Raw genomic sequence first — 20,113 nt, 5'->3', positions numbered from 1 at the left:
GTCGGGTGCAGAGATAAATAAGAAGAACCCGCGTTTCTGAGTTGGAGCGCGGGTCTTTTTTATTTCGCGGCGGACACAGTCGCACGGCCCAATCCGCCGATCAGGAATTCCGCCGTTCCCAAGACAGTCGCGGCGGCGTATAGCAAAACCATGGCAAAGAAAGCAGCTCGCAAGAAAAGCGGCAGAAAAAGTAAGGCAGGCAAGGGACAAAAGACACGGTCGCTCTTGTCCCGTATCCGGCGATGGATGATCTATTCCGCGCTGGGCGTTGCGGCGTTTCTGGTGGCTTTGGTGGTTCTGTACTCGGTCGTGAACCCTCCGATCACGCATACGATCTGGTCTGAATGGCGTCGCCTAGGAAAGGTCGAGCGCGAGTGGGTCACGATGGATGAGATCGCTCCGATCATGGCGCGTTCGGTCGTGGCGGCTGAAGATGCGAATTACTGTCTGCACTGGGGTTTTGACGTCGAAGCCATTCGTGACGCTTTGGAGGGGGGCGGGACCCGGGGGGCCTCGACCATCACGCAACAAGTGGTGAAGAATGTCTTTCTGTGGCAGGGGCGCAGCTGGGTGCGCAAGGCGATGGAAACCACGATCACGCCAGTGGTTGAGATTTTCTGGAGTAAACAGCGCATTCTTGAGGTTTATCTGAATGTCGCTGAAACCGGGACGGGCCTGTTTGGGGTTGAGGCCGCGGCGCAGCGGAACTTTGGCGTCAGCGCGGCGCAACTGACCCCGACGCAGGCGGCACGGCTTGCAGCGATTCTGCCCTCACCCCGCAAACGCTCGGTGACGGACCCGTCGGTTTTCACCCGCAGGCGGGCGGCGGCCATCCTGCAAGGGGCGGCTACCATCCGCGCAGATGGTCGCGCGGATTGTTTCGAGGATTGAATCCCACGCCCTGCCAAGGCTAAAGCTGAGGGGTACTCATTGGTTTGATTGGAAGTCCATGGCGCGTTTGTTTCACGTTCCCCTCTCTCCCTACTGTCGTAAGGTTCGGCTGTCTCTGGCCGAGAAGAAGATCGAAGTTGAGCTGGTCGAAGAGCGGTATTGGGAACAAGATCCGGATTTCCTGCGTCGAAACCCGGCTGGCAAAGTGCCGGTTTTGCGGTTGGACGGGCAGATCATGTCCGAGAGCGCGGCGATTTGTGAGTACATCGAGGACACGCGCCCAGAACCGCCCTTGATGCCCAAGACCGCCGAAGCGCGGTATGAGGTGCGGCGCTTGGTGGGCTGGTTCGATGACAAGTTTCACCACGAGGTGACCTCGAAACTTCTGTATGAGCGGGTCAATAAGAAGATGACCGGACAGGGCTATCCGGACAGCAAGAATGTCAAGGAAGGCGCGCGGGCGATCAAGTATCACTTGGACTACATGGCGTGGTTGCTGGATCATCGTCGCTGGTTGGCCGGGGATCAGATGACACTTGCGGATTTTGCAGCCGCGGCGCATTTATCGGCGCTGGACTATATCTCGGACGTGGATTGGAATCGAAGCGCGGCGGTGAAGGATTGGTACGCCAAGATCAAATCGCGGCCGGCGTTCCGGTCGATTCTGGCGGATCAGGTGCCGGGATTTCGGCCTCCGCCCCATTACGCTGATCTGGATTTCTGATAGGGTGGCAAAGGGGGGCTGTCTGCCCCCCATCACGCCAGAGGCGCGATTCCCCCCGAGGATATTTTTAGCCAGATGAAGAGCGGATCGGGTTTAAAGGACAAACTGGTGGCGCAGGCTTTGGCCGAGGGGTTTGTCTCGTGCCGGGTGTGTCGCCCATGGGACGTGCCAAAGGTGCCTGCGCAGTTGGAGGCCTTTTTGGAGGCCGGGTATCACGGGCAGATGGGTTGGATGGCGGAACGCACGCATTGGCGTGGGGATCCGGCGGCCCTTTGGCCCGAGGCGCGATCGGTGATCATGCTGGCCGAAAGCTACACGCCCGAGCATGATCCAACCGAGGTTTTGGCCTATCCTGAGCGCGGGGCGATTTCAGTCTATGCGCAGAACAAGGACTACCACGATCTGGTCAAGAAGCGGCTGAAACGGTTGGCCCGTTGGTTGATTTCTGAGTCGGGTGGTGAGGTGAAGGTGTTCGTCGACACGGCTCCGGTTCCCGAGAAGGCCCTAGGCCAAGCAGCCGGGTTGGGGTGGCAGGGCAAGCACACCAATCTGGTCAGTCGGGAATGGGGAAATTGGTGTTTTATAGGCTCTGTTTTCACGACTTTGGACCTTCCGGCGGATATGGCGGAAGTTGACCATTGCGGATCATGTCGCGCCTGTTTGGACAGTTGTCCGACAGATGCCTTTCCATCCCCTTATCAGTTGGACGCGCGCCGGTGTATCTCCTACCTGACGATCGAGCATAAAGGCCTGGTTGACGAGGAATTGCGCGGCAAGATGGGCAACCGGATTTACGGCTGTGATGATTGTCTGGCTGCCTGTCCGTGGAACAAGTTTGCCGTGGCGGCCAGCGACATTCGATATGCAGCGCGGGAGGATCTGAAGGCTCCGGCTTTGGCTGATCTTGCAGCGTTGGATGATGCAGCCTTTCGGGCGAAATTCTCAGGCTCTCCGATCAAGCGGATCGGGCGCGACCGGTTTGTGCGGAATGTTCTTTATGCCATTGGCAACTCGGGCCGGGCCGAATTGCGGGCAGTCGCGCAGGGCTTGACGGATGATCCCGATCCGACTGTGGCCGATGCCGCGCGCTGGGCGGTGGAACAGCTGGTTTAAATGCCGCAAACAGGCTGGACGTGTCGGTCCAAACCGCTACACCCATCTGCAGCGAACAGATGGAGGACCCGATGGCGCTGGCTTTGGGGGTAGATACAGGCGGAACCTATACCGATGCGGTGTTGATCCGGGATGAGCGTGAGGTGATCGCCTCGGCCAAGTCCCTGACCACACGGGCGGACCTGGCGATTGGGGTGGGTAAGGCGATCTCGGCTGTTTTGGACGAGGCGCAGGTGACGCCGGATCAGATCTCGATGGCGTCTCTGTCGACGACGCTGGCCACCAATGCTCTGGTCGAGGGGCAGGGCGGTCGCGTGGCCTTGATCTATATCGGGTTCAAGGAAAGCGATCTTGAAAAGCATGGTCTTAGGGATGCTTTGAAAGGCGATCCGGCGCTTGTTGTTGCAGGTGGACACAGCCATGCAGGCGGTGAGGTCAAGAAGCTCGATGTTGAAGCTTTGGAGGCGTTTTTAGACACTCATAAAGGTGTTTCTGGCTTTGCCGTGGCGGCGCAGTTCGCGACGCGCAACCCGGCGCATGAGCTGGAAGCGGCGCGGATCATAACCGAGAAAACCGGAGCGCCGGTTACCTGCTCGCACCAATTGTCCGCCAAGTTGAACGGGCCAAAGCGTGCTGTTACGGCCGTTTTGAATGCGCGGTTGATCGGGATGATTGATCGCCTCATCGGGCGGACGCAGGAGCAGTTGCTGGCTTTGGAGATTACCGCTCCTATGATGGTCGTGCGCGGGGATGGAGCGTTGATGAGCGCGGAACAGGCGCGGGAGCGGCCGATTGAAACGATTCTGAGCGGTCCTGCCGCCTCGATCGTTGGGGCGCGGTGGTTGACGGGGGCCGAGAATGCTCTGGTCTCGGACATTGGTGGAACGACGACGGATGTGGCGCTGATCCGCGATGGGAAACCCGCGATTGATCCGGCGGGCGCGCAGGTTGGTGGGTTCCGCACAATGGTTGAGGCCGTCGCCATGCGGACCCACGGATTGGGCGGCGACAGCCAGGTTCATGTCATGACCGAAGGTTTGAAGGGCGGCGTTTTCCTTGGGCCGCGACGGGTGCTGCCGGTTTCACTGATCGCGTCCGAGGCACCCGAAGTGGTGCATGCGATGCTGGATGAGCAGCTGCGATCAACCACGGTGGGCGAGCATGACACACGGTTTGCTCGCCGCGTTCCGGGGGTGCGTGTCGATGGGATCGGTGCGCGGGAAGAGGCGTTATTGGATAGGTTGGGCGATCAGGTCCTGCCCCTCAGCGGACTATTGCGGACGCGGATGGAGAACGGAGCGCTGACCCGGTTGGTGGATCGCGGAATCCTGCAGGTTTCGGGGATCACACCATCTGATGCCAGCCACGTTCTGGGTCGGGTCGAGGCCTGGGACGCAGACGCCGCACACAAAGCGCTGGAACTGGTGGCGCGAAAACGGGTTGGGTCGGGTGACATGCTGGCGGCGACACCGGAACACCTGGCGCAGATGATCATCGACCAACTGACCGAACAGACCAATTTGACCTTGTTAGAGACTGCTTTTTCTGAAGAGGCAGACGATTTGGGTCTGCCCCCGAAGGAGCTTGCCCGGCATGTCCTGACCCAACGCGGATTGGCGCAGCACCGAGGATTGCTGGCGCTGGATGTGGCGTTGAATGTGGATGTGGTGGGTCTGGGTGCCTCGGCCCCCAGCTACTATCCGGCGGTTGGGGAGCGGCTGCGTTGCAAAATGGTTCTGCCCGAACATGCAGGCGTGGCCAACGCCATCGGGGCGGTGGTTGGGCGGCTGACTTTGCGGCGGTCGGGGACCATTACGTCGCCCGCCGAAGGGCAGTATCGCGTTCATCTGGAGGATGGGCCAAAGGACTTCAACGTCTCGGATGAGGCTTTGGCGCTGCTGGAAAAGATTCTGCGAGATGAGGCGGAAGGCGCCGTGCGCGAGGCGGGTGCCGAAGATATCCGAGTGGTTGTCGACCGCGATATTCGAACCGCCCGCGTGGAAGAGCGAGAGGTGTTTGTCGAGGCGATGTTGACCGTCGAGGCCAGCGGACGACCGCGTGTCGCCACGGGTTAATCCCCTTCGAAACCCGAAGGGGACCAAGCGTTATTCAGCCGCGTCGCGTTTGGGCAGGACCCAATCGGGGCGCGGGAAGTGGCAGGTATAGCCGTTGGGGATGCGTTCCAGATAGTCCTGATGCTCGGGTTCGGCGTCCCAGAAGTCGCCCACGGGTTCAAGTTCGGTGACGACCTTGCCGGGCCACAATCCACTGGCGTTCACATCCGCGATTGTGTCCAGAGCCACCTGTTTTTGCGCGTCATCCACATAGTAGATAGCTGAACGGTAGCTCATGCCAAGATCATTGCCCTGACGATTCGGTGTCGTCGGGTCGTGAATCTGAAAGAAGAACTCCAGCAGATCACGATAGGTGATCTGAGTGGGGTCAAAGAAAATCTCGATCCCTTCGGCATGGGTGCCGTGGTTGCGATAGGTGGCATTCGGCACGTCGCCGCCGGTGTATCCGACACGCGTGCGGGACACGCCGGGCAGTTTTCTGATCAGGTCCTGCATGCCCCAAAAGCAGCCACCGGCCAGAACAGCTCGTTCGATACTCATTGGATGTCCTCCACATGGATCAGGTATTCGCCGTAACCTTCGCTCTCCATCTCGTCACGATGAATGAATCGAAGGGCGGCAGAGTTAATGCAATAGCGCAGCCCGCCATGCTCGCGCGGGCCGTCCGGGAAGACGTGGCCCAGATGGCTGTCACCGTGTTTTGAGCGGACCTCGGTGCGGATCATACCATGGGTGGTGTCGCGAAACTCTTCCACATGTTCATGGATGATTGGCTTTGTGAAACTGGGCCAGCCACAGCCGGATTCGTATTTGTGTGTCGAGGCAAATAGCGGCTCGCCCGATACGATATCCACGTAGATGCCGGGCTCTTTATTGCCCAGATATGCGCCGGTTCCAGGACGTTCGGTGCCGCTGCGCTGGGTGACGTGGAACGCCTCGGGGGACAAAGCGGCGACAACCGCGGGGTCCTTGGTGTAGCGGGACATGGCTCCTCCGATCAATTGGAATGGTTGAGTAGTATTTGGGCATAAAATTCCGGAAATCAAAATCATATTTCAAACCCCTCGCGCGCATGTGCGGTTGATCCGGAAGGGGGTTTTTACCGTATCCTTATTACCAGGGAGGTTTTGCCATGTTTCGTGTGTTGCTGCTGAGCGTTCTTTTGTTGATCGGCCGTGCTGTTCAAGCGGCGCCCTTGACGGCTGAGTTTGCGTCGATCGACGGGGGTGTTTTGTCCCTTGAGGCATGGCGCGGTCAGCCGGTTCTGGTGGTCAATACTGCATCGCAATGCGGCTTCACCGGTCAATACGCCGATTTGCAGAAGATGCATGAAACCTACGGCAAACGCGGCTTGGTGGTGCTTGCGGTTCCATCGGATTCCTTCAACCAGGAATTGGAATCGGCAAGCGAAGTTAAAGCCTTCTGCGAGATGAATTACGGCCTGACACTGCCGATGGCCGATATCACACCGGTCAAGGGGCCAAAGGCGCATGAGTTCTACAAGGCGGTTGCGTCCCAAACCGGCTTTGTGCCGCAGTGGAACTTCAACAAAATCCTGCTGGATTCGGAAGGTGAGGTAGTGGCTACTTTTGGTTCAAGCGTTAAACCGACATCGCCGAAACTAACCCGTCAGGTCGAGGCACTGCTACCCTGACCAGGCTGACGCGACAGTTGCACCGCCAGAATGCCCAGTGTCGTGATCACAACACCCAGCGCATCTAGCGGCCCCAGTTTCTCACCCAGCAGAACGGCGGCAATGGCGACGCCGAACACGGGGTTGAGGAAGTGGAACGTGGCTGCGCGAGTCGCCCCGATCCGGTTGAGCAGCATGAACCAGATCAACGTCGCCAGAAGGCCGGGGAACAGCGTTGTGTAGCTGAACGCCAGAACCAACGGCACTGTCAGATGTATGCGGATCGTTTCAAAAATCGGGGCGGCGACAAACAGAATCGCGGCACCCACGAACATCTGCAAGCCAACTACCATCATGAAATTGCCGCCCGACGTGGCCCCGCGCACGGACAAGGTCGCGAAGGTCAGGGCGAGCGCCGCGATTCCACAAAGGGCCACTCCGAACAGATCGACACCTGCGCCGATGCGATTGCCCATGATAAGGGCAACGCCAACAAATCCAGCCAGTAGCCCGACAATTCCCAAGGGGCGCAAACGCTCACCCAGGAATGCCCAGCCCGCCAGTGCGACAAGCAGTGGCATGGTGGATGCGATGATCGCCGCGACCGAGGCCTCGACGGTTTGCATCGCATAGAAATTCAGACCCAAATAGAGGGCATTTTGGCAAACTCCGAACAGTATGGTCGCGCGCCACTGCTCACGTGTGAGGTGCCAGGATTGGCCCATGGCCCGCGCGATCGCGACGCCGATGATGCCGGAAATCAAAAAGCGCAACGCCAGCGAAAACAGAGGCGATGCATCAGCAACGATGATCCGAGCCGACGTAAAAGCCGACGACCAGATCAGGGCAAAGGTCAGCCCCATTGCGATGGCGCGCAGATCCATTTCCATCTCCTTGGGTGGGCGGTTTGCTTTTCTTAAACGGGTCGTCCGGCAAGAAAAAGGGGCCACCTTCCGGCAGCCCCACATTCTGTCAACATGACGTCGCGGCTTAGCCGTTCACGCTGTCTTTCAGAGCTTTTGCGATGGTCATTTTCACAACCTTGTCGGCTTCTTTGGTGAAGGTCTCACCAGTGGCCGGGTTGCGAACCTGACGCTCGGGGCGTTCGCGGCAGTAGATTTTGCCGACGCCGGGAAGGGTTACTGCGCCACCGGCCGAAACTTCGCGGGTGATCAGGCCAGTCACAGCCTCCAGCGCCGCGTTCGCGGATTTCTTGTCGGTTCCCATTTCCTCAGCGAGAGCAGCCACCAGCTGAGTCTTTGTCATAGGCTTTGCCATTTCTTGGTCTCCTTAACGTGCCCGATCTATAGGGCCTCACCGCGTAACTGTAACGGGATATTGTGGACGAACACAACGAATAGTAGCGCGGAAAACCCTAAAAATATGGGGAAAACGTTGCTTTTTTACGTCAGAGGAAGGCCGTTTCGTCAAATGAACGCAATTTCCGGCTGTGCAAGCGTTCCAACGGCATACCGCGCAGATGCTCCATCGCCTTTATTCCGATCGCCAGATGACGGCTGACCTGAGTTGTATAGAAGGACGACGCCATGCCGGGAAGCTTCAATTCACCATGCAGCGGTTTGTCGGACACGCAGAGCAAAGTTCCGTAGGGAACCCTGAATCTGTAGCCATTTGCAGCGATCGTTGCGCTTTCCATATCCAGCGCAATCGCACGGGATTGGCTGAGCCGCTGCACCGGGCCGGATTGATCGCGCAGCTCCCAATTGCGGTTATCGACCGAGGCGACAGTGCCCGTCCGCATGATCCGCTTCAGCTCATACCCTTCAAGTTCGGTGACCTCGGCCACGGCGCGTTCCAGCGCCACCTGAATCTCTGCAAGCGGTGGGATTGGGACCCAGACAGGCAGGTCATCGTCCAAAACCTTGTCTTCGCGCAGATAGGCGTGCGCCAGTACAAAGTCGCCCAAGGCTTGTGTATTGCGCAGTCCGGCGCAGTGTCCGACCATCAGCCAGGCATGGGGGCGTAGAACCGCGATATGGTCGGTGGCGGTCTTGGCGTTCGACGGCCCGACGCCGATATTGACCAGAGTAATACCGGACCCATCCGCACGCTTCAGGTGATAGGTCGGCATCTGAGGCAGCTTCATCGGCTGCTCCAGCGGCGCATCCGCCTCGGTGATCTCGACATTCCCGGTCGAAACAAAGCTGGTGTAGCCGCTATCGGGATCGGCCAGTTGTTCACGCGCGTAGTTTTCGAACTCGGACACGTAGAATTGGTAGTTGGTGAACAGAACGTGGTTCTGGAAATGCCCCGCATCCGTCGCGGTATAATGCGCCAGCCGCGCCAGAGAGTAGTCGACGCGCTGAGCGGTGAACAACGCAAGCGGCCCGACCTCGGTATGATCATGTACGCCATTGACGATATCGTCATTGGTTGTCGTAAGATCGGGCACGTCGAACACATCGCGCAGGGTGAAACCCGCAGCACCTTGATGCGGCACCACCAGATCCGGGTTGTTGGCGACCGCAAAATGAACCGGAATCGGCGTGTCCGATGCACCTATGGTCACCGGCTGGTCATGGTTCTTGATCAGCAACGCGATCTGTTGCGTCAGGTAAGAGCGGAACAGGTCAGGCCGCGTCACGGTGGTTGCATGGATGCCAGGTTCCGAGACATGCCCGAAACTCAGGCGGCTATCGACCTGCGCGTAGCTCGAGGTCTTGATACGAATTTCTGGGTAATAGGCTCTAATACGGGCCGAAGGGGCCCCATCCTGCATGGCCGCCGAGAAGCCCTCGCATAAGAAATCCGTGGCTTGATTGTAGAGAAGTTCAAGCCGCGCGACGGCGGCCTTGGGGTCGGTGAAGTCTTCCGCAGCAGATGTGTCAGGTGTTTTTATTATTGTCATGCCAGGGGTTCCAGAAGGTCTATCTTTTCAAACGTACGGACATCCACCAACCCAAGGTCCGAGATCCGCAATTCGGGGATCACAACGAGGGCCAGCAGAGAGTGTTGCATATAAGCGTTGTTTAGTTGACAGCCGCAGGCCTCCATCGCCTCGACCATCTTTTGGGCTTTGGCCGCGACCTCGGCGGCAGGGCTGTCGGACATCAGGCCAGCGATGGGCAGTTCCACCAGCGCCAGTTCCTGCCCGTCCCGGAACAGGGTGATACCACCACCGACCTCAGCCAGACGGTTGGCGGCCTGCGACATTTGTGTGCGGTCGGTGCCGACAACGATCATATGGTGGCTGTCATGGGCAACGGTTGAGGCCATCGCCATGTTGCCCTGATAGCCAAAGCCCGAGACGAAAGCGTTCGTGACCCCTCCGGTGGCGCGATGTCTTTCCACCAGCGCGATCTGGCAGACCTCGCCCTCCCCCTCGACCAGACCGCCGATGATGGGCAATTCGGCCTTGAGCGCCTTGGTCGGGGCCTGGTTTTCGACAACACCGATGACATTGGCCTGAACCCGGTTCGCGCCTGCGGGGGCCTGGATTTCAAAGTCGCTTTCCGTCAGCACATGCCCCAGATGCACCGTATTGCGCACGCCTTCCGGCCAGTTCAGATGCGGGCATTCGACGGTGATGGCTCCGTTCTCAGCGACCACCCGCCCACGCGCAATAACCGTTTCGATCGGCAATTCGGTCAAATCCGAGCTGAGGATGATATCCGCGCGCCGTCCCGGCGTGACCGAGCCAATCTCACGCTCCAGCCCGAAATGCGTGGCGGTGTTGATCGTGGCCATTTGCAAAGCGACCAGAGGTTCGCACCCACAGGCGATGGCATGGCGCACCACCCGGTTCATATGGCCCTCATTGACCAAGGTGCCAGAGTGGCAATCATCGGTACACAGAATAAAGTTGCGCGGGTCCAGACCTTTTTCGGTAACGGCCGTGATCTGGGTCTCCACATCGTACCATGCAGACCCCAGCCGCATCATCGACCGCATCCCCTGCCGTACCCGTGCAATGGCGTCAGCCTCACAGGTGCCTTCATGGTCGTCCGCCGGGCCACCAGCTACATAAGCCGAGAAATCAGACCCTAAATCAGGCGAAGCATAGTGTCCGCCGACCGTTTTCCCGGCCCGTTGAGTGGCTGCGATCTCAGCCAACATCTTCGGATCGCCGTTGATCACACCGGGGAAATTCATCATCTCACCCAGCCCGATGATACCCGGCCAGCTCATCGCCTGCGCCACATCCTCGGGCGAGATTTCATAGCCGGTGGTCTCCAATCCCGGGGCCGATGGCGCGCAGGAGGGCATCTGAGTGAAGATATTCACCGGTTGCATCATCGCCTCGTCATGCATCATGCGCACGCCTTCGATGCCAAGCACATTTGCGATCTCATGCGGGTCAGTGAACATCGAGGTCGTGCCATGCGGGATCACGGCCCGCGCGAATTCAGCCGGTGTCAGCATCCCCGATTCGATGTGCATATGCGCGTCGCACAGGCCGGGCAGAATATAGCGCCCGTTGGCGTCGATGATCTGTGTGTCGGGGCCGGTGCAGTGGCTAGCATCTAGACCGACAAAAGCAATCCGCCCCTCAGCGATGGCGACGGAGTGATCGGGCAGCAGCTCTCGGCTGTGAACATTGACCCAGATTCCGCCGCGGATCACCATATCCGCGGGTTCTCGACCTGCAGCAACGGCGATTAAACGGGGGGCGACATCGGGCCAACTTGGGAAGGGTGAGTATTCCATGGCTCAACTTTCCCGAATGTGTTGTCAGGTGCAACCCCGGTAATCCCGTATCATGAAATCATCACAAATCCTGCCCGCAGCGCGCCAGCGCTGCCCGGCCCAACGAGAGAAGCTGCCCCGAAAGGGGCCGCGACGATGGGCGGGAGAAACCAACTCACCCGATCTCGCGCCGTATCCAATTGGCAAAGGCCACAGCGCCAGGCGTTTCCTCTGCCTGAGGGGAGAGCAGCAGGTAGTACGCCTCGGGCATCTCGGCGCGATGTTCAAAAGGGGTGACCAGCAAGCCCTGCTCAATCAACCGGTCTGCGATCGTATCATGCGCAAGGCACAAGCCGCCCCCGGCCATCGCCGCTGACAAACAAACCAGATAGGTCGTGGCGTAAGTGATGTTCGGTTTTCCCCACGTTAGAGTCTGGTCGTCCGCCCAACTGGCCCAGTTCGAAAGCAGGTTGGAGCAATCATACAGAGGCTTTTCCTGCAACGTCTCCAGGTCCACGCTGAAACCGGGCGCGCAGACAGGATAATAGTGTTCACGCCGCAGCAGCTCGGTTCGGACCGTATCGGCGGGCCTGAGGGAAAAGCGAATCTCGACGGCGGCGCCTTCGGCCATTTCCTGCGGCTCCCAGAGCTCTGTGAAGATGTTTAGTTGGACATCCGGATGCTCGGTCCGAAAGGCCGGCAGGCGCGGGGCCAGCCAGTTCACGGCAAAGGTGATGTTGCACTGAACCTGAACCGCGTTTTGCTGAGCGCCCGTTACGGCCTGTGTGCCACGCACCAGCGTTCGAAATGCCTCTCGCACGACGGGCAGATAGGTGATTCCGGCTTCGGTCAGTTCCAGCGCCTTGGGGCGTCGCAGGAACAAGGGCTGACCCAGATGCCCCTCGAGCGACTTGATCTGCTGGCTCACCGCGCTTTGCGTCATGTTCAGATCGCGGGCGGCGCCGGTGAATGATAGGTGCCGTGCTGCCGCCTCGAATGTGCGCAGCCAGCCCAGAGGAGGCAGGGAATTCTGCATCTGCATAACCTAACCATAAGTTCTACTAATGGGATAGATGCTTTTTTTTCGTTGGTCAAACTCAAGGACCCAAGGCAGGCTTTGTTCAAACCAATTGCCCTAAGGAGCGTTCCCATGAGTGTCGCCAATCTTCGCCCCAATATTGACCATTGGTCCGAGCGTGTGGACATGGCCGCGACGTTCCGCTGGACCGAGCGTCTGAACCTGCACGAGGCCGTTGCCAACCATTTCAGCCTTGCGGTGAACGAGGACGGCACGCAGTTCCTGATGAACCCCAATCAGATGTATTTCGGGCGTATCCGGGCCTCGGACCTGTTGCTACTAGATGCCAATGATCCGGATGTCATGAGCCAACCCGGCGCGCCGGACCCCACCGCTTGGGGGCTACACGGGTCGATTCACCGCCATTGCCCGCATGCGCGGTGCGTCATGCATGTGCATTCGATCTTTGCTACCGTTCTGGCATCGCTGGCGGACAGCAACATGCCCCCCATCGACCAGAACACGTCCACTTTCTACAACCGCTATGTGATTGATGAGGAATTCGGTGGTCTGGCGTTTGAGAGCGAGGGGGAACGCTGCGCCTCAATGCTGTCGGACCCGAAAAAGAAGGTCATGATCATGGGCAACCATGGTGTTCTGATCATCGGCAGCGACCCGGCAGATGCCTTTAATAGACTCTATTATTTCGAGCGCGCCGCCGAAACCTACATCCGTGCGCTGCAAACGGGCCAGCCGTTGCGCGTGCTATCCGATGAGATCGCCGAGAAGACTGCGCAAGAGTTGGATGACTACCCGGATCAAGCCGAGGCGCATCTGCGTGAGATCAAAGCCCTGCTCGACGCCGAAGGCTCGGACTACGCAACCTGACCCATCAGACAGAAGTGACTGCCATGACCGACACTGCTCAGGACCCGGAAGCCGCCCGTTGGAATTATCACCCCGAAGGACCGGTGGGATTGAACCCGCTGTTCACTTGGCCGCCCCGCCCGACGGCGGTTGTGAAATGGTATGGCGGGGCGTGGTTGCAGATCACCTCGCTGACCCTGTGCATGACACTGGCCGTGATCGCCTATGTCCTGTTCTTCCCCGGATTGGACGCGATGAAGAGTTTCTCGGCGGGGTGGATGTTCCGGATTTGGCTGCTGAATATGGTGCCTCAGATTCTGGTCGCGGGCGGTTTGCACTGGTGGCTTTACATGCGCAAAGGGCAGGGCATGTACAAAAAGTTTGATCGCCGTGATCTGACCCGGGACAACGGCAACTTTACCTTCCGCAATCAGGTCCTCGACAATATTTGGTGGACCTTGGGCAGCGCGATGACAGTGGCGACCGTTTATCAGTGGGTGATCTTTTGGGCGATGGCAAATGGTTATGTGCCAACTGTGACATGGTCCAGCGCGCCGGTTTGGTTTGTCCTGTGGATGTTGCTGATCCCCATGTGGTCCGGCCTGCATTTCTATTGGGTGCATCGGTTGGAGCATCACCCGAAGCTCTATAAACATGTCCACGCGGTGCACCACCGCAATGTCAATATCGGGCCCTGGTCGGGAATCTCAAACCATTGGTATGAGAACATCCTCTACTTCACGACCTATTTCATTCACCTGATCATCCCATCGCACCCGCTGCACCTTCTGTTCCATACCTACTTTCAGCAGATCAGCCCGGTTCTGTCCCATTCCGGTTTCGAAAAGCTGAGGGCGAAAGAAACGGATGCTGCCCGCGCTGGCGATTTCTTCCATCAGCTGCACCACCGGTATTTCGAGTGTAACTACGGCACCTCGGAAATCCCGTTCGACAAGTGGTTCGGCACCTATCACGACGGTTCGGCCGAGGCGACGACGCGCACGCGGGCGTTCAAGAAACAGATGTACACATAACGTTTTTGGTCAAAGACCTGATCAGGTCCTCTCGAACAAGGCGACATAGGCCGTGTCGTCCTTGTTCGGACCGGCGGCGAGGTCTCCGTAGATGCGGACCTCGGGCAGGGACAGGTTGATGATCTGACCCTGCTCAAGCTGCCTGAAGGCGTCGGCAAAGCCCAGTTTTTCATAGTGCTTGGCGTTGATTGAGATGGCAAATTGTGCACCCGAGCGCGCGACGCGGAGCAAGGCGGGCAGGACCTCGGGGCCCAGATGGCCATGGGTGAACGTGCCAGAGGACACGATACCCGAATAGCTGTGGCGCGGCACAGGGATGCCTTGGGTCAGGTCGGCCTCGATCGCGTCGCGATATGTGTCCTTGCGCATGGCCTGATCCAGCATTTCGGCGCTGATATCCGTGGCGTCGATCGGCCCAACCCCAAGACTGGCCAAAACCGCGCCACACAGGCCAGTGCCTGCGCCGACATCCAGCACCGGGCCTTGCCCTCCAGCCCGCACAAAGGCGCGGGCGGTGTGGATATGTAGCTGATAATCCTCGCGCGCGGCAAAACCGTCATCATAATCGCCCGCCCACTCGGCATAGAGGCGCTTGTTGTCGTCCGGCGAAGTCAGCGCGTAGGCCGCGTGCAGGTCTGGGGTTTTCTCGCTCATGCCTAAAAGAAAGGCGCATCGCGAGATTCGAATCAAGTGTGTCGACGTGGCGCTTGCATCCCCGGTCTGCTCGGATCATCTAAAGGGCATGACGAACACTCTGTTTTCCTTTGGCCACGGATACTCTGCCCAGGCCCTGTCGCGCCACCTGACGCCTGAGGGTTGGCGCGTTGTCGGCACCACGCGGGATGCTGAGGGTACTGACGCTATTCGCGCCTCCGGCGCTGAGCCGCTGATCTGGCCTGGAGAAGTGCCGGATCTGGATGGGGTCTCGCATCTGCTGATCTCGACCGCACCGAAGGAGGATGGCGATCCGGTACTGGCGGCGCTGGGCACCGAGATCGCCGCGCGCGCGGAGCAGTTCAAATGGGTTGGATATCTGTCGACTACAGCGATCTATGGCGATCATCAGGGCAACTGGGTGGATGAGACCACGCCACCCGCGCCGACAGCCAAACGCGGGCGCTGGCGATTGCTGGCCGAGGAGCAATGGTCGGCCATTCCTAACCTGCCGATCCATATCTTCAGGCTCGCCGGTATTTACGGCCCCGGTCGCGGACCGTTCTCCAAGCTCAAGGGCGGTGGGACCCGGCGGATTATCAAACCGGGTCAGGTGTTCTCGCGCATCCATGTGGAGGATATCGCGCAGGTTCTGGCGGCTTCGATGGCGGCCCCCAATCCCGGCGCCGTCTATAACGTCTGCGATGATGAGCCGGTGCCGCCACAGGATGTAATCGGCTACGCGGCCGAACTGCAGGGCCTGCCCTTACCGCCCGCCGTTCCGTTTGAAGAGGCTGAAATGACGCCGATGGCGCGCAGCTTCTACAGTGAGAACAAGCGGGTTCGAAACAACCGGATCAAGGATGAGCTTGGGGTCAAACTGCTCTACCCCAATTACCGGGTTGGGCTTGAGGCCCTGATGAAGGTTACTGAGCAGCCTTGATCATGTCAGCCGCTTTCTCAGCGATCATGATCGCGGGCGCATTGGTGTTGCCCGAGATAAGCGTCGGCATGATCGAAGCATCCACGACGCGCAGCCCTTCGATCCCATGAACCTTTAGCTCTGGGTCGACCACAGCCATCTTATCCAGCCCCATCTTGCAGGTGCCGACGGGGTGATAGATCGTATCGGCGCGGGCGCGGATATGGCGTTCCCAATCCGCGTCGGTTTCGGCGTTTTCTGTCCCGAACATCTCTTTGTGGCGGTAAGGGACAAGCGCGGGGGCCTGCATGATATCGCGCATCATCCGCGCACCTTTGATCATGGTTTGCAGATCGCGATCATCGGACAGGAAGTTTGGGTCAATGGCGGGTGCGGCGAAGGGATCGGCGCTGTGAAGGCCAACGGTGCCGCGGCTTTCGGGCCTTAGCTTACAGATATGGCAACTATAGCCATGACCATAGTGCAGCTTGCGGGCGTGATCATCGACCAGCGCAATGGCGAAATGGAGCTGAACGTCGGGACGGTCCAGTTCAGGAGACGTCTTCAGGAACGCGGCCCCTTCGGCAAAGGGGGTCGAGGCCATCGATGACCCGGTTTTGCGCCAGCGCAACAGGTGCCCCATCAGGCGCATGCCTGCCGTCAGGCCGATGCCGAAATTGTCGGTGTCCTTGGTTTTGTAGGCCAGAATGAAATCCAGATGATCTTGCAGGTTCTTGCCGACCCCGGGCAGGTCATGACGGACTGCGATTCCGTGCTGGCGCAACTCTTCCCCGTCGCCGATACCGGACAGCTGCAACAGTTGTGGCGATTGCAGCGCGCCCGCACAGATCAACACCTCTCGTCTGGCCGAGACCGATAGATCCACGCCTTTTGCTCTCTTCTTATAGATCACTCCTGTCGCGCGTTTGCCATCGAAGGTCAGTTCTTTGGCATGGGCATGGGTGATGACGGTCAGGTTCGGGCGATCCATGACCGGATGCACGTAGGCCGCTGCGGCTGAACATCTTTCCCCGTTGCGGGCCGAGTCGTGGAATTGCGTCACCTGATAGAGACCGACGCCCTCGTTATCACCGCGATTGAAATCCTCGACGCGCCGATGCTGCATTTGGCTGGCGGCATCAAAGAAGGCGAGGGTGATTGGGCGCGGCTCTTTCTGATCCGACACCTGCAGGGGGCCACCATCGCCGTGTAGGTCATCTGCGCCCTGCTCGTTGTTTTCCGAGCGTTTGAAGTAAGGTAGAACGCTGTCCCAATCCCAACCGTCGCAGCCCAGATCGGCCCAACCGTCATAGTCCTGCCGCTGCCCGCGTATATAGAGCATGGCATTGATCGCGCTGGAGCCTCCCAAGGCTTTGCCCCGCGGCTGATATCCTATCCGCCCGTTCAGGCCCGGTTGCGGGACTGTCTCGAACGCCCAATTGCTGATCTTGGGGCGTCCGGGAAGCGTCGACACTACGGCGGCGGGCATACGGATGGCGATATGTTTTCCGGGACCACCGGCCTCAAGCAGGCACACGCTGATGTTCGGGTCCTCGCTCAGGCGACCGGCCAGAACCGATCCGGCCGAGCCTCCGCCGACGATCACATAGTCAAATTCCATCCTGCTGTCCTTATGTCCTGCTCGGGGTCTTTGGCCGCTTGTTCGGGCCAGACTGAAAGCGAACAGGAAAGAAGACAATCTGCCTGAGGGGGTTGTGACCCAAGGTTACGGGTCGGAGGATCTGCGTATCATAGGTTTTGATTATTGCTATTATGAGAAAACAAAACTTATATCTATGTCTTTGGTTTGCTAGATTTACCCCGACACAGGGGTGCAGAGTCGCCCTGATGAATGGGGGCTGCGCCAATTTCGGCGGGCGACCCTTGAAATCCATCAGGGCTACATCTTTCTGTAATCTTGTTCGTTACAGTTAATACCGCGCTGAGCCGCAAGACCTGAGCCAGGATTGGAGATCGATATGGACGGAAGTGATAACCCCAAAGCAGGCGGTTGCCCTGTGATGCATGGCGCTGGCACGCGGTCGAACCGCGACTGGTGGCCCAACCAGCTGAAGCTTTCGATCCTGCATCAACATGCACCGGCATCGAATCCGATGGGCGCTGATTTCGACTATGCGGAAGAGTTCCAGAAGCTGGACTACAAGGCGCTGAAAGAAGACCTCTATGCGCTGATGACGGATTCGCAGGACTGGTGGCCAGCGGATTACGGTCACTATGGTGGCTTCTTCATCCGCATGGCGTGGCACAGTGCCGGGACCTACCGGACGGCAGACGGTCGTGGCGGCGCCTCGACCGGCAACCAGCGTTTTGCTCCGTTGAACAGCTGGCCGGATAACGGCAACCTTGACAAAGCGCGTCGCCTGTTGTGGCCGATCAAGCAGAAATACGGCAACCAGATTTCCTGGGCCGACCTGATGATTCTGGCGGGCAACTGCGCCATCGAGTCGATGGGCGGAAAGACCTTCGGTTTCGCGGGTGGTCGCGAAGATATCTGGGCCCCAGAGGAGGACATCTATTGGGGGTCGGAAACCGAATGGCTGGCCCCAACGGACAACCCGCATAGCCGTTACTCGGGCGAGCGTGATCTGGAAAACCCACTGGCCGCCGTGCAGATGGGTCTGATCTACGTGAACCCAGAAGGTCCGGACGGACAGCCCGACGCGCTGGCCTCGGGTCGTGATATCCGTGACACCTTCGGTCGTATGGCGATGAATGACGAGGAAACAGTCGCCCTGGTCGCAGGTGGCCACACCTTTGGTAAGGCGCATGGTGCGGGTGATCCCGATCTGGTTGGTCCGGACCCCGAGGCCGCTCCGATTGAAGAGATGGGCTTTGGTTGGATCAACAAATTCGGCTCGGGCAAGGGTGACGACACCACCACCTCGGGGATCGAGGGCGCATGGACCGCGAACCCGATCCAGTGGGACAATGGCTATTTCGACCTGCTGTTCGGCTATGACTGGAACCTGACGAAAAGCCCCTCGGGCGCGTGGATCTGGGAGCCTGTGAATGTCAAAGAAGAAGACATGGCCCCGCAGGCGCATGATCCGTCGAAAAAGGTCAGAACCATGATGACCACCGCCGACATGGCGATGCGTATGGATCCGATCTACGGCCCGATCTCGAAGCGGTTCCACGAGAACCCGGAAGAGTTCGCCGATGCTTTTGCCCGCGCATGGTTCAAGCTGACTCACCGCGACATGGGTCCGCGTTCGGCCTATATCGGCGAAGAAGCCCCCGCTGAGGAGTTGATCTGGCAGGACAACGTGCCTGCAGTGGATCACGATCTGATTGACGATGCTGATGTTGCCGACCTGAAAGCCAAGATCGCGGTCACCGGTCTGTCGGTGTCCGAGCTGGTCTCGACCGCTTGGGCCTCGGCTTCGACTTACCGTGGGTCTGACAAGCGGGGCGGCGCCAATGGTGCCCGTATCCGTCTTGCGCCGCAGAAAGACTGGGACGTCAACGAACCTATGAAGCTGTCCAAGGCGCTGGGCGCGTTGGAAGGCGTTCAGGCCGCATTCAACGACGCTCAATCCGGTGGCAAGAAGGTGTCCTTGGCCGATGTGATCGTTCTGGCCGGTGCCGTTGGTATCGAACAGGCGGCCAAAGCAGGCGGTCAGGATGTTGAGGTTCCGTTCACCCCGGGCCGGACCGACGCGTCGCAAGAGCAGACGGATGTGGACAGCTTTGCAGTTATGGAGCCAATCGCAGATGGGTTCCGCAATTACCAGAAGGCCGACTATACCGTCTCACCCGAAGAGCTGTTAGTCGACCGGGCGCAGCTGCTGACACTGTCTGCTCCTGAGATGACGGCCCTTGTAGGCGGTCTGCGTGTCTTGGGTGCGAATTTTGGTGACAGCAAGCACGGTGTGTTCACCGATCGCGTCGGTGTGCTAAGCAACGACTTCTTCACCAACGTCTTGGACATGAGCACGGAATGGAAGCCCTCGGGCAAAGGCGTCTATGAAGGCCGCGACCGTACGAGCGGTGAGGTCAAGTGGACCGGCACCCGTATCGATCTGGTCTTCGGCTCCAACTCGCAATTGCGGGCATTGGCTGAGGTCTATGGTCAGGCAGATGCCGAGGGCAAATTCGTCTGTGACTTTGTTTCGGCCTGGAACAAGGTGATGAACGCGGATCGCTTTGATCTGAAGTAGAGGCCTACAACACTCACGAAACAGCGCCGTCCGAGAAGACTCGGGCGGCGTTTCTGTTAGCCTGCCCTGAACGCATACCAAGCATTGGGTACGATTCAGGCGCTTGGCTGTTCGTTGTCAGCTACCCGTGGGGATATAGGCGGAAAAACCGCCAGTAAAATGAAGCTAACCTGTTGCTTTTATTAAGGTAGGAAACTTTCTGCCGAGAAATTTGAAGTTTTTGCAAAATGGGGGTTGCAGGTCCCAGACCTAATCCGTAAATACCCCTTCACCGGCGCTGCTGAGGCGCTGGGGCGCTGCTGAGGCGGCGGGGACGCTCAGGATAGACTGGGGGCATCTGAGGTTGAGTTTTAG

18 protein-coding genes are annotated in these 20,113 nt (G+C 59.0%); 9 read left to right on the top strand and 9 right to left on the bottom strand.

Translation table 11 applies throughout. The features are described 5' to 3' along the window. Nucleotides 1-150: 150 nt before the first annotated feature. The 4 genes from mtgA (at nt 151) to ACR0J4_RS22605 (ending at nt 4,803) form a co-directional block, all read left to right on the top strand. Nucleotides 151-891, top strand: coding sequence for a monofunctional biosynthetic peptidoglycan transglycosylase (mtgA, locus tag ACR0J4_RS22620; protein WP_170643385.1), 741 nt, complete (start codon nt 151-153; stop codon nt 889-891). 58 nt (nt 892-949) lie between these two features. Then, entirely contained in the window at nt 950-1,615 is a 666-nt protein-coding gene (gene fzlA, locus ACR0J4_RS22615; RefSeq protein WP_170380156.1) for an FtsZ-binding protein FzlA, read from the top strand. Between the two features lie 75 nt (nt 1,616-1,690). Continuing rightward, complete coding sequence (gene queG / locus ACR0J4_RS22610) at nt 1,691-2,728, top strand: tRNA epoxyqueuosine(34) reductase QueG (RefSeq protein WP_170643384.1); 1,038 nt, start codon at nt 1,691-1,693, stop codon at nt 2,726-2,728. Nucleotides 2,729-2,799: 71 nt separating this feature from the next. Further along, complete coding sequence (locus ACR0J4_RS22605) at nt 2,800-4,803, top strand: hydantoinase/oxoprolinase family protein (RefSeq protein WP_170643489.1); 2,004 nt, start codon at nt 2,800-2,802, stop codon at nt 4,801-4,803. Between the two features lie 30 nt (nt 4,804-4,833). Here ACR0J4_RS22605 and msrA read toward each other — a convergent pair whose 3' ends face one another. Then, the gene (gene msrA, locus ACR0J4_RS22600) at nt 4,834-5,343 is read right to left on the bottom strand and encodes a peptide-methionine (S)-S-oxide reductase MsrA (RefSeq protein ID WP_170470594.1); all 510 of its coding nucleotides are present in this window, start codon (nt 5,341-5,343) and stop codon (nt 4,834-4,836) included. Next, nucleotides 5,340-5,789 carry a peptide-methionine (R)-S-oxide reductase MsrB gene (gene msrB, locus ACR0J4_RS22595; protein ID WP_170550991.1) on the bottom strand — a complete coding sequence of 150 codons (450 nt, stop codon included), beginning with the start codon at nt 5,787-5,789 and terminating at the stop codon, nt 5,340-5,342. Before msrB ends, msrA begins: the two co-directional genes overlap by 4 nt. Before the next feature lie 146 nt (nt 5,790-5,935). Here msrB and ACR0J4_RS22590 point away from each other — a divergent pair, with 146 nt between their 5' ends. Beyond that, nucleotides 5,936-6,457 (top strand): glutathione peroxidase, encoded by a 522-nt coding sequence (locus tag ACR0J4_RS22590; RefSeq protein ID WP_170550994.1) that lies wholly within the window; start codon nt 5,936-5,938, stop codon nt 6,455-6,457. On the opposite strand, the gene ACR0J4_RS22585 is transcribed toward ACR0J4_RS22590, so the two are convergent. From ACR0J4_RS22585 to ACR0J4_RS22565, 5 genes are all read right to left on the bottom strand, one after another. Further along, a complete protein-coding gene (locus tag ACR0J4_RS22585) occupies nt 6,433-7,320 on the bottom strand; it encodes a DMT family transporter (RefSeq protein ID WP_170643383.1) in 888 nt (295 codons plus the stop codon). The two genes, ACR0J4_RS22590 and ACR0J4_RS22585, sit on opposite strands and share 25 nt — an antisense overlap. A gap of 106 nt (nt 7,321-7,426) precedes the next feature. After that, nucleotides 7,427-7,714, bottom strand: a complete 288-nt coding sequence (locus ACR0J4_RS22580; protein ID WP_050605937.1) for an HU family DNA-binding protein — start codon at nt 7,712-7,714, stop codon at nt 7,427-7,429. Nucleotides 7,715-7,844: 130 nt separating this feature from the next. Next, entirely contained in the window at nt 7,845-9,305 is a 1,461-nt protein-coding gene (locus ACR0J4_RS22575) for an AMP nucleosidase (RefSeq protein ID WP_170643382.1), read from the bottom strand. Beyond that, nucleotides 9,302-11,104 (bottom strand): adenine deaminase, encoded by a 1,803-nt coding sequence (ade, locus tag ACR0J4_RS22570; protein WP_170643381.1) that lies wholly within the window; start codon nt 11,102-11,104, stop codon nt 9,302-9,304. Before ade ends, ACR0J4_RS22575 begins: the two co-directional genes overlap by 4 nt. 154 nt (nt 11,105-11,258) lie before the next feature. After that, nucleotides 11,259-12,119: a LysR family transcriptional regulator gene (locus tag ACR0J4_RS22565; RefSeq protein ID WP_170643380.1), complete on the bottom strand. Its 861-nt coding sequence runs from the start codon at nt 12,117-12,119 to the stop codon at nt 11,259-11,261. Between the two features lie 114 nt (nt 12,120-12,233). Here ACR0J4_RS22565 and ACR0J4_RS22560 point away from each other — a divergent pair, with 114 nt between their 5' ends. Beyond that, nucleotides 12,234-12,989: a class II aldolase and adducin N-terminal domain-containing protein gene (locus ACR0J4_RS22560; RefSeq protein ID WP_170643379.1), complete on the top strand. Its 756-nt coding sequence runs from the start codon at nt 12,234-12,236 to the stop codon at nt 12,987-12,989. A 23-nt stretch (nt 12,990-13,012) separates the two neighbouring features. Beyond that, entirely contained in the window at nt 13,013-14,002 is a 990-nt protein-coding gene (locus tag ACR0J4_RS22555; RefSeq protein WP_170643378.1) for a sterol desaturase family protein, read from the top strand. A gap of 21 nt (nt 14,003-14,023) precedes the next feature. On the opposite strand, the gene ACR0J4_RS22550 is transcribed toward ACR0J4_RS22555, so the two are convergent. Continuing rightward, nucleotides 14,024-14,656 (bottom strand): class I SAM-dependent methyltransferase, encoded by a 633-nt coding sequence (locus ACR0J4_RS22550; RefSeq protein ID WP_170643377.1) that lies wholly within the window; start codon nt 14,654-14,656, stop codon nt 14,024-14,026. Between the two features lie 88 nt (nt 14,657-14,744). On the opposite strand from ACR0J4_RS22550, the gene ACR0J4_RS22545 reads away from it, so the two are divergent. Continuing rightward, nucleotides 14,745-15,599 carry an SDR family oxidoreductase gene (locus ACR0J4_RS22545; protein WP_170643376.1) on the top strand — a complete coding sequence of 285 codons (855 nt, stop codon included), beginning with the start codon at nt 14,745-14,747 and terminating at the stop codon, nt 15,597-15,599. Here ACR0J4_RS22545 and ACR0J4_RS22540 read toward each other — a convergent pair. Continuing rightward, nucleotides 15,583-17,199, bottom strand: coding sequence for a choline dehydrogenase (locus ACR0J4_RS22540; RefSeq protein WP_170643375.1), 1,617 nt, complete (start codon nt 17,197-17,199; stop codon nt 15,583-15,585). The genes ACR0J4_RS22545 and ACR0J4_RS22540 overlap by 17 nt on opposite strands. 358 nt (nt 17,200-17,557) lie before the next feature. Here ACR0J4_RS22540 and katG point away from each other — a divergent pair, with 358 nt between their 5' ends. Beyond that, entirely contained in the window at nt 17,558-19,759 is a 2,202-nt protein-coding gene (gene katG / locus ACR0J4_RS22535; protein ID WP_170643374.1) for a catalase/peroxidase HPI, read from the top strand. The last annotated feature ends 354 nt before the right edge of the window (nt 19,760-20,113 follow it).

The sequence above is a fragment of the Ruegeria sp. B10 genome (assembly GCF_056539825.1).
This window is presented reverse-complemented; position numbering and strand designations above follow the sequence as displayed.

Coding starts and splice junctions, on each gene's coding strand:
- ACR0J4_RS22585 (WP_170643383.1), bottom strand. CDS start 7,320: ATGGATCTGCGCGCCATCGCAATGGGGCTGACCTTTGCCCTGATCTGG.
- katG (WP_170643374.1), top strand. CDS start 17,558: ATGGACGGAAGTGATAACCCCAAAGCAGGCGGTTGCCCTGTGATGCAT.
- ACR0J4_RS22605 (WP_170643489.1), top strand. CDS start 2,800: ATGGCGCTGGCTTTGGGGGTAGATACAGGCGGAACCTATACCGATGCG.
- ACR0J4_RS22565 (WP_170643380.1), bottom strand. CDS start 12,119: ATGCAGAATTCCCTGCCTCCTCTGGGCTGGCTGCGCACATTCGAGGCG.
- ACR0J4_RS22545 (WP_170643376.1), top strand. CDS start 14,745: ATGACGAACACTCTGTTTTCCTTTGGCCACGGATACTCTGCCCAGGCC.
- ACR0J4_RS22550 (WP_170643377.1), bottom strand. CDS start 14,656: ATGAGCGAGAAAACCCCAGACCTGCACGCGGCCTACGCGCTGACTTCG.
- msrB (WP_170550991.1), bottom strand. CDS start 5,789: ATGTCCCGCTACACCAAGGACCCCGCGGTTGTCGCCGCTTTGTCCCCC.
- ACR0J4_RS22590 (WP_170550994.1), top strand. CDS start 5,936: ATGTTTCGTGTGTTGCTGCTGAGCGTTCTTTTGTTGATCGGCCGTGCT.
- ACR0J4_RS22580 (WP_050605937.1), bottom strand. CDS start 7,714: ATGGCAAAGCCTATGACAAAGACTCAGCTGGTGGCTGCTCTCGCTGAG.
- ACR0J4_RS22560 (WP_170643379.1), top strand. CDS start 12,234: ATGAGTGTCGCCAATCTTCGCCCCAATATTGACCATTGGTCCGAGCGT.
- ACR0J4_RS22575 (WP_170643382.1), bottom strand. CDS start 9,305: ATGACAATAATAAAAACACCTGACACATCTGCTGCGGAAGACTTCACC.
- mtgA (WP_170643385.1), top strand. CDS start 151: ATGGCAAAGAAAGCAGCTCGCAAGAAAAGCGGCAGAAAAAGTAAGGCA.
- queG (WP_170643384.1), top strand. CDS start 1,691: ATGAAGAGCGGATCGGGTTTAAAGGACAAACTGGTGGCGCAGGCTTTG.
- ACR0J4_RS22555 (WP_170643378.1), top strand. CDS start 13,013: ATGACCGACACTGCTCAGGACCCGGAAGCCGCCCGTTGGAATTATCAC.
- ade (WP_170643381.1), bottom strand. CDS start 11,104: ATGGAATACTCACCCTTCCCAAGTTGGCCCGATGTCGCCCCCCGTTTA.
- ACR0J4_RS22540 (WP_170643375.1), bottom strand. CDS start 17,199: ATGGAATTTGACTATGTGATCGTCGGCGGAGGCTCGGCCGGATCGGTT.
- fzlA (WP_170380156.1), top strand. CDS start 950: ATGGCGCGTTTGTTTCACGTTCCCCTCTCTCCCTACTGTCGTAAGGTT.
- msrA (WP_170470594.1), bottom strand. CDS start 5,343: ATGAGTATCGAACGAGCTGTTCTGGCCGGTGGCTGCTTTTGGGGCATG.